At 54.4% G+C, this 9,082-nt stretch carries 6 protein-coding genes; 4 read left to right on the forward strand and 2 right to left on the reverse strand.

Features of this window, described 5'->3' with window-relative positions:
- Positions 1-152: 152 nt before the first annotated feature.
- The 4 genes from L2731_RS19050 (at position 153) to L2731_RS19065 (ending at position 7,442) form a co-directional block, all read left to right on the forward strand.
- A complete protein-coding gene (locus L2731_RS19050) occupies positions 153-1,514 on the forward strand; it encodes a GH1 family beta-glucosidase (RefSeq protein ID WP_249254862.1) in 1,362 nt (453 codons plus the stop codon).
- A gap of 15 nt (positions 1,515-1,529) precedes the next feature.
- Positions 1,530-2,864, forward strand: a complete 1,335-nt coding sequence (locus tag L2731_RS19055) for a glycoside-pentoside-hexuronide (GPH):cation symporter (protein ID WP_239850329.1) — start codon at positions 1,530-1,532, stop codon at positions 2,862-2,864.
- 19 nt (positions 2,865-2,883) lie between these two features.
- Positions 2,884-3,888, forward strand: a complete 1,005-nt coding sequence (locus tag L2731_RS19060) for a LacI family DNA-binding transcriptional regulator (protein WP_249254863.1) — start codon at positions 2,884-2,886, stop codon at positions 3,886-3,888.
- Positions 3,889-4,538: 650 nt separating this feature from the next.
- Positions 4,539-7,442 (forward strand): TonB-dependent receptor, encoded by a 2,904-nt coding sequence (locus L2731_RS19065; protein WP_249254864.1) that lies wholly within the window; start codon positions 4,539-4,541, stop codon positions 7,440-7,442.
- Between the two features lie 427 nt (positions 7,443-7,869).
- Here the strand turns inward: L2731_RS19065 and L2731_RS19070 are convergent, their stop codons facing one another.
- Entirely contained in the window at positions 7,870-8,247 is a 378-nt protein-coding gene (locus tag L2731_RS19070) for a hypothetical protein (protein ID WP_249254865.1), read from the reverse strand.
- A 147-nt stretch (positions 8,248-8,394) separates the two neighbouring features.
- Positions 8,395-8,862 (reverse strand): GNAT family N-acetyltransferase, encoded by a 468-nt coding sequence (locus L2731_RS19075; RefSeq protein ID WP_249254866.1) that lies wholly within the window; start codon positions 8,860-8,862, stop codon positions 8,395-8,397.
- Positions 8,863-9,082: the final 220 nt, after the last annotated feature.

Consider the following 9,082-nt stretch of genomic DNA (forward strand, 5'->3'; position numbering starts at 1 on the left):
GACTTCTGCCACTAGATTAATGTAAGCGCTTTCATTTTTAACACTGAGTTAACCTTTGTCAACCGGTTTTGACCACAAGAGGCCGCAGCAGCACCTCGACAGCGCGGCAGAACAGGCCGACAACAGGGAACGATTTTGGGAACGGGATCACCATGACACACGTAAAACCTTTTACCCTGCCGAGAGATTCGCGCCTGATGAACAAGGACTTTCTGTTTGGTGTCGCCACCGCTTCATTTCAGATCGAGGGCAATTATCAGCATCGTTTACCCAATATCTGGGACACCTTCTGTGCCACGCCAGGCAAAATCGCCGATGGCTCCGATGGCAAGGTCGCCTGCGACCATATCAATCGCTGGCGTGAGGATGTACAGCTGATCGCCTCACTGGGGGTCGACGTCTATCGTCTGTCGATCTCATGGGGACGGGTACTCAATCAGGATGGCAGCATCAACCGCCAAGGCATGGACTTCTACATCGCCCTGCTGGACGCATTGCGGGTGCGCAACATCAAGGTGTTCGTCACCCTGTATCACTGGGATCTGCCCCAACATCTGGAAGATAACGGCGGCTGGCTCAACCGAGACACGGCACATGCCTTCGCCCACTACAGCCGCGTGGTGGCACAGGAGCTGGGCAACCGGGTCTACGCCTACTCGACCCTCAACGAGCCATTCTGCAGCGCCTACCTGGGATATGAGGTCGGCGTGCATGCACCTGGTCACCAGAGCCGCAGCCAAGGTCGCACGGCGGCCCATCACCTGCTGCTGGCCCACGGCCTGGCCATGGCCGAGCTTAGACGCTTCGCGCCCCATGCCAAGGCGGGCATAGTGCTCAACTTCAGCCCGGCCTATCCCCATAGCGATTCAGCAGAGGATGCCTACGCTGCCCGTCAGGCCCACGAATACCATAACCTCTGGTATCTGATGCCCCTGATGCAGGGCCGTTACCCAGAGATCATCGATCGGCTCGCCCCACAGGAGAGACCCGAGATCCAACCCGGCGACATGGATATCATCACCGCCGAGATGGATTATCTGGGCATCAACTACTACACCCGCAACGTCTATCGCGTCGGTGGTGAGCTAGGCTTTGACGATGTACGCATCGACAACGTGCCCCGCACCGCCATGGACTGGGAGATCTGCCCGGGCGCCTTTACCGAGCTACTCAAAGATCTGTCGAGCGAATTCGCCTTACCGCCCATCTACATAACGGAAAACGGCGCCGCCGAAGAGGATGTGATACAAGACGGCGAGGTCCACGACCCCATGCGGCTGGCCTATCTGCAATCTCACCTGCTGGCCGTACACCAGGCCATCGAGGCCGGTGTGGATGTTCAGGGCTATTTTGCCTGGAGCCTGATGGATAATTTCGAATGGGCGGAGGGTTACCGTAAACGCTTCGGTCTGGTATATGTAGACTACCTCACCCAGCAGCGTACCCTTAAATCAAGCGCCAAAGCCTACCAAGGCCTGCTTGCACAAAGGCAAACACTGGACCAACAAGAATAATAATAGGAGGTCGCCATGTTAAGCATTAGAGAGAAAGTCGCCTACGGGCTTGGCGATACCGCCAGCAATATCGTATTTCAAACCGTCATGCTGTTTCTGACGTTTTTTTATACCGACATCTTCGGTATCTCCGCCGCCTTCGTCGGCACCATGTTTCTGGCGGTGCGTATCATGGATGCGGTGACCGACCCGCTGATGGGTTATCTGGCCGATCGCACCCATACCCGTTGGGGGCGATATCGCCCCTACCTCTTGTGGTGCGCCCTGCCCTTCGCCGCCATCAGCGTACTGGCCTTTACCACACCTGATTTCAACGAGAGTGGCAAGGAGATCTACGCCCTGGTCACCTATGCCCTGCTGATGCTGGCCTATACGGCAATCAACATCCCCTACTGCGCCTTGGGCGCGGCGCTCACCACCAATCCGGCCGAGCGGGTATCTGTGCAGTCCTACCGCTTCGTGTTTGCCATGTTAGGCGGCCTGATGGTGAGTTCGCTCACCCTGCCCCTAGTGGATTTTTTCGGCAATGGTGACAAGGCCAAGGGTTACCAACTCACCATACTGGCCATGAGCATACTGGGCACCATCATGTTCTTGCTCTGCTTTGCCGGCACCAAGGAGCGGGATTTTAGCAAGGACGAAGGCAGCGACAACATGAAAGCCGCCGCCAAGGCGCTTTGGGCGAACGATCAGTGGCGCGTGCTGTCGCTGGCGGCCATCTTCCTGTTAACCGGCCTGGTGCTTAAGTCCACCCTGGCCATCTACTACGTCAAATACTTCCTCGGCCGCGAAGATATGATCAGCCTGTTTGTCACCAGCGGTGTCATAGGCAACATAGTCGGGGTGGCGCTGGCAAAGAAGCTCGCCGACAAGATCTGCAAGGTAAAGGCCTATATCGGCCTGCAGCTGATCGCCGCCGTCCTGTGCCTGCTGGCCTGGTTTGTCCCGGGTGAACAATACCTGCTGGCCCTGGTGCTCTATATCGCCTGGAACTTCACCATCAACATGGGCACTCCGCTGCTGTGGGCCAAGATGGCCGACACGGTCGATTACGGCCAATTCAAGACAGGCGTTCGCACCACAGGCCTGGTGTACTCCTCGGTGATCTTCTTCATCAAGCTGGGACTGGCCATCGGCGGCGCCCTCGCCGGCTGGTTGCTGGCCGCCTACGGTTATGAGGCCGATACGGTGCAAAGCCAGAAGACCCTGGATGGGATCTTGCTCTGCTTTACCCTTTACCCGGCGCTGGCTTCGATTGCGGTTGCCTTTGTCATGCGACGCTATACACTGGACACTCAAATGGTTACCCAAATCAATACCGCGCTGAAACAAAAACATTCAGGCACATAGCAAGGAAAGCCAAGTATTTATGGCCACAATTTATGACGTATCACTACTGGCAGGCGTGTCCCTGGCGACCGTCTCCCGGGTGGTGAATAATACCGGCAAAGTCAGCGACAAGACCCGCCAAAAGGTCCACGATGCCATGGCGCAGTTGGACTATCGGCCCAACACCATAGCACAGTCGCTGGCCTCTAATCGCTCCAACAGCGTAGGTGTCCTGGTCTCCCAGCTCGATGGTCCCTTCTACGGCCCACTGATGCGGGAGATCGAATCTGTACTACGTTCGGCCAATAAGCATGTGATCATCGCCGCCGGTCACAGCGATGCCGCCCAGGAGAAAGAAGCGGTGGAGTTTCTACTCTCCCGTGGCTGCGATGCGCTAATTGTGGATGCCGAAATTGTTACCAACGACTACCTGAGAAAGCTGTGCCAGGGCAAGACCCCTGTGGTACTGATCAACCGTCACGTTGAGGGGATAGCGGATCGCTGCGTGCATCTGGACAACCTCAAGGGCGGCCTACTCGCCAGCAGGCATGTGCTGGAGTTTGGCCACAGCCGCATCGCCTATATCTCGGGTCCCCTGTTTAAGCTCGATGCCAGAGAGCGTCTGCAGGGCCACAAGCAGGCGCTGGCCGAGCACGGCCTTGCCTTCGATGAGGCGCTATTCTTCGAGGGTGACTTTCGTGAAGAGGGTGGCTACGAAGGCATGGCGACACTGCTCGATAGCGGTGAGCCGTTTAGCGCCGTGGTGTGCGCCAACGATCAGATGGCCTCGGGTGCCATCGCCCTGTGTCTCGAGCGGGGCCTACGGGTGCCAGAGGAGATCTCCTTCGTGGGCTTCGATGATATCCCCTTCCCGCGCTACATTTCGCCTAAGCTAACCACTGTGTCTAACCCTATCCAGGATATGGGCCACATGGCCGCCAACTGGGTACTCAAAGAGGTGTACGGCCAGAGCGATATCGATTTTAACCACAGATTCGAACCCCAACTGGTGGTGCGTGAGTCGGTGCAGCGGGCACTGGGCTAACTAACACTTAGTTAACTGATACTGGGCTAACTGATACTGAGCTAACAGGTACTGGACTAACAGGCACAGGCCTAGCCAGCACGGCGCTCGCCCAGAAAGATCTATTCTCAATAGCGCTAGCTGCCCCGCAGCTAGCCTGTCCTGTACAGCTGACCGCACCTCAGTCCGTCTAAGCCGCCCTCGATTAAAGCTAAGCCGCTCACGTTTAAAGCCAAACCTGTCTACGCCAGTGTCTGTACGCAGCTGAGTCTGTCCCCAGCTCAGCCTGTCCCCAGCCGAGTCCGTCACGACTAAGCCTCTCGACAACTAATTTGGCCTAGCTCCACTCCCCCACGCGACCCATTTTTGGCAAAAGTCGCCACCACAAATGTAAGCGCTTTCAAAAAATATTTAGGATTAACTCGGCAGAGGAAAATCTAATTATAAAGATAGAATTCAATTAGTTACACAAGACTCCTGGCATAACGCTCGTTATCACGATTCAACATTTTGACAACATTTTTACGACCAGCGGTTGACATAAAAGTATCCAGGTCTTAATTTATGTAAGCGCTTACATTTTGCAATTGCAGGAAAAGTTGTATGCAAAGCGGTAAGCTTTACATCAATAGCGTCCCTTGGCAGCCAAGGGTCTCTGGGAGAGGAACCTGATGCGACAATTAGAATTTAAAAGAACAAAGCTAGCCACCAAGATCTCACTGGTGCTGGGTCTGCTGTCTGCCCTACCCGCCGTTGCCGAAGAGGCCCCTGTGGTCGATGGCGATATCGAAGTTATCCAAGTCACCGGCGTGCGCGGCTCACAGGCTAAGGCCATGGACCTCAAACGTCAGTCTGCCGGGGTGGTCGATGCGATCTCTGCCGAAGATATCGGTAAATTCCCCGATACTAACCTGGCCGAATCGCTGCAACGTATCTCTGGCGTGTCTATCGACCGTGTCAACGGCGAAGGCAGTAAGGTGACGGTACGTGGCTTTGGCCCCGATTTTAACCTGGTGCTGCTCAACAACCGCACCATGCCGACCGCCCAGGTGGCCGGCGAGTCTACCCGCTCATTTGAGTTTGCCAACCTGGCCTCCGACGCGATCAGCGGCGTCGAGGTATACAAGACAGGCAAGGCCGATATCAGCTCGGGTGGCATAGGCTCCACCATCAACATCCGTACCGCCCGCCCCTTCGACACCCGCGACCTGGTCGCCACTGTGGGGGTTAAAGCCCACCACGACAGCAGCGTAGAAGATGGCAGCTCGGTCACCCCAGAGATCTCAGGGATCTTCAGCAACACCTTCATGGACGATTCACTGGGTTTTGGTGTATCCGCCTCATACCAGAAGCGTGACAACAACACCAAGCGCGCCACCATAGACGGTTGGCGCCAGAATATCGATGGCGAGCTCAACCCTAATGCCGTGGTAGTTAACGAAAACCAAAACCCATATGGCAACACCTTCTACGCCCGTAACATAGGCTTTGCCAGCCAGGACACAGAGCGCGAACGCACCAACGCCCAGGCGGTGTTTCAATATGCGGCTAACGACGACCTGGAGATGACCCTGGACTACACCTACTCTAAGCTGTCGGATGTCTCTAATGCCGATACCTGGGGCTTGTGGTTCTCAGGCCCGGGTAACGCCACTAACGCCCATATCAACGAGCATGGCACCTTCGACTATGTGACCGAAGTGGGCGGCGACTACTCGAGCACCATGCAACAAAATGCCTCGGACAACATCAATAAGTCGCTGGGCTTTAACCTCAAGTGGCAGGCGAGCGATAACCTTGAACTGAGATTCGATGCCCACGATTCAAGCGCCACCGCCGAGGGCACCCTAGGCAATAGCGCCGATAACAAGTTCTTCATCCTGGGCGCGCTTAACATTGCCGACAAGACCTATGATGCAACTGGCACTGAGATCCCGCTGCTTGATGCTAACTATGGCACGCTCAACCCAAACGGAGAGCCGCACCTGCTCCCCGAGCACTACGCCTCGCTATTTGCCGGGGTACGCGCCGGTCGCAACGAAACCGACGTTAACCAGTATCAGTTTGACGGCCGCTGGATAAACGAGAACAACGACGCCCTCTCCTCTATCGATTTCGGACTCTCGTTCACCTCGATGGAAACCCGTGCACAAGGCTCTTACACCGGCCCTATCAGCGCAGGCTGGTACGGCAACATGGGGCTGTGGAAAGACGACGTTAGCTACGTTGGCCTTGGGTCTGACTTCCTGTCTGACTTCTCGGGTGGTGGCAGCGACATGCTGATCCCTTACTACTACACCTATGATCAGCAGGCCGCCATGGAAAAGGCCGAGGCACTTTACGACGTAGAGTACGTATCGGCTCCTTGGCAAGATGATCACCTGATCAAAGAAGACACCACAGCCGCCTATATTCAGGTCAACATCGAGAGTGAGTTCAACAGCATGCCGCTGAGTATCGTGGCCGGCCTGCGCTACGAGCAAACCGATGTGACCGCAAGCTCTATGCAGCAGGAAGCCCAGAAGCTGGTGTGGCTCAACCCCACCGAGTGGCAAACCGTCTATGCCGATGACTTCAGCTACAGCCATGAAACCCATGACTACAAGGAGTTCCTGCCAAATCTGGATATCAACCTGGAAGTGGTCGAGGACGTGATTGCACGCTTCAGTTATAGCCGCACCATCAGCCGTCCAACCCTAGGGTCGATGCGCGCCACGACGGCACTGACGCCGATTCCTAAGGTGGGCTCACGCACAGGTTTTGCCGGTAACCCTGCCCTGAAGCCATTTAGCTCGCACAACATTGATCTGTCAGTGGAATACTACTACGACAGTGCCAGCTATGTGTCGGTGGGTTACTTCAACAAGGAAGTAGAAAACTTCCTGATGAACACCATAGACACGGTAGAGTATGACCATCTGCGCGACCCATACCTAGGTGCCGCCGCCGAGCAGGCCCGCGCCGAGCTGATTGCCAACAATGAGACCCCAAGCGATGAAGCCGTGTTCCAGTGGCTTATCGACAACGGTTATGGCAATGCCGAGGGGCGTGTCCCTCAGGCGGGTGGTGACCCAGTGGCCGAATGGAACATCAGCAAGCCGAACAACGTCGAAGATCTCAATATCAACGGCTTCGAGTTTGCGTGGCAGCACTGGTTCTGGGATACCGGCTTTGGTTTTGCCGCCAACTACACCCTGGTGGATGGCGATACCGAGTACGATGTTGAGCGTGTCGACGAGCAGTTTGCCCTGCCCGGCCTGTCAGATTCAGCCAACTTCTCAGTTTTCTATGAGAACTACGGCCTGCAGGCTCGTATGGCCTACAACTGGCGCGACACCTTCCTGTCGGGCATGGGCCAGGCGGAAGCCGGTGGACCAGCCCCTCAGTTCACCGAGGCCTATGGTCAGCTGGACATCAGCGTGAGCTACCAGCTCACCGACAACCTGTCCATCTTCGCCGAAGGCATCAACGTGCTTGAGCAGGAAAAACGTGTCTACGGCCGCTACGAGGAACAGATGCTGCTGGCTCAGCAAAACGCTGCCCGTTACGCCATTGGCGCACGGTACAGCTTCTAAGCTCATACAACAACTGAGCCTATCCTGCTCCTTAAGGTAGGCTCCAAAACAACACACAACGATGTAACCCCTTTAGGTCATAGACAAGGATAAGGTCTTTTGCCGCGGTCCCCACCGCGGCCTTTTTTTGTTTAAAGAAAAGCAAAAAGTCTCAGCGGGAAGCGGGAAGCGGGAAGCGGGAAGCGGGAAGCGATGCAGAGTCTGCACACCAAAATAGCGGCAATTAACGGAAAAATGCTTGTTACCTTCAGGGAAAATCAGCATTCCTTCGCACCATTTTTACAGCACCAAGCCAACCTAACCTATTGATATAAAATCTATTCACATTTTCGCAGGAGAAATGACACTATCTAAGTGTTACTCTTGAACGCAAGGCACTAGTACAATTGACGCCTTGACGAGTTGGCTGTGCCCATCACTTTTCTCATCAGTCTTTGTCTAGGGTTATTCTCACATTTTTCATTTCAACGACGTATTCACAACGCCCATCGGCTAAATAATTGCCGCATTTGAAAAATTTGTTCTCCCAAAATATTTTTTCCGGATTCCACATTCGCTTGTTGTTGAAAACAGAGGTGGGCGGCGTATCTGACTTTTCATCACCAGTCTTCTTGTTCGTTGCCTTTGACTTTTGCAGCCTCTCAAGTTCAGATTTAGCATTTAAATACTCAGCCTGGGCACGCTCTGCTTTTATTTTTAGCGCATGGACTCGATTTTCTAACTGCTCGATTTCTGAGTCAGCAGCGCCAATAGCAGACAAAGGAAACAGAAAAACACACAAAAATGTAAACTTTATTTTCATCATTACCCCCACCATTAGGCCAGCAACATAGGCAAACTTATGACTGTGTATTTTGTTCGATGGCCGAAAATCCATACTAACAAAGTGCAAGTGTCAGGCCTTTTCAACAAGCACTGCGACTAACGCCGCAACGAACGAGTAGCCCCACTGTTATACACCTGTCTCTGCCACCATGACAGAGACAAGCACACCTTTTGAGTCAACTTGCTCCAGATGCCTAAAGCCGAATTGGGTATATAAGCCACCAGACAAGTCTTCGGTTTGCAGGTACAGCATAACGATACCCGCCCTGCGCGCTTGCCTAAGTACTTCTTTCACGAGCGCCGATGCCACTCCCTGACCACGAGACTGCTCGCGGACGTAGACACCACCGAGCCAGAACTCATACTCAGGAAACATCTCCATTTCGCGGATTTTCAACTCTGCCGCCCCCACCAGCTCACCTTTTTGCTTGGCGAGCACTATCATAGGCGCCCCAAGACGACAGGTAGCAGATGAGACATTCTCACGAACAAACTGGAAGGAGTGACGGCCAGACGCACGACACCACTGGTCGTAATACCACTGAGCAACCGTATCGGCAGCGGATGGATCATCCGCAAGAAGACAAAATTCCATTTAATCCCTTAAAGCGTCAAACGCCTTACTAATGGGCGTACAAATGCTTGGCTAAAATTGGCGACGAAGGAGCGCAAGCCAAGCGTTTTGCGTCCCTACCATAATGGCCTTGTATGGTTAATCCTGTTCCATTTTAGGGTAAATTGGAGGCCCACCCTCAATGGCCGTTGAGGGTCTTTATGCAGTAGCTCGATTGAATGGCGGCTCCTCTTACGAGAGA

It is taken from the genome of Shewanella aquimarina, from assembly GCF_023349185.1.
GTDB lineage: Bacteria > Pseudomonadota > Gammaproteobacteria > Enterobacterales > Shewanellaceae > Shewanella > Shewanella aquimarina.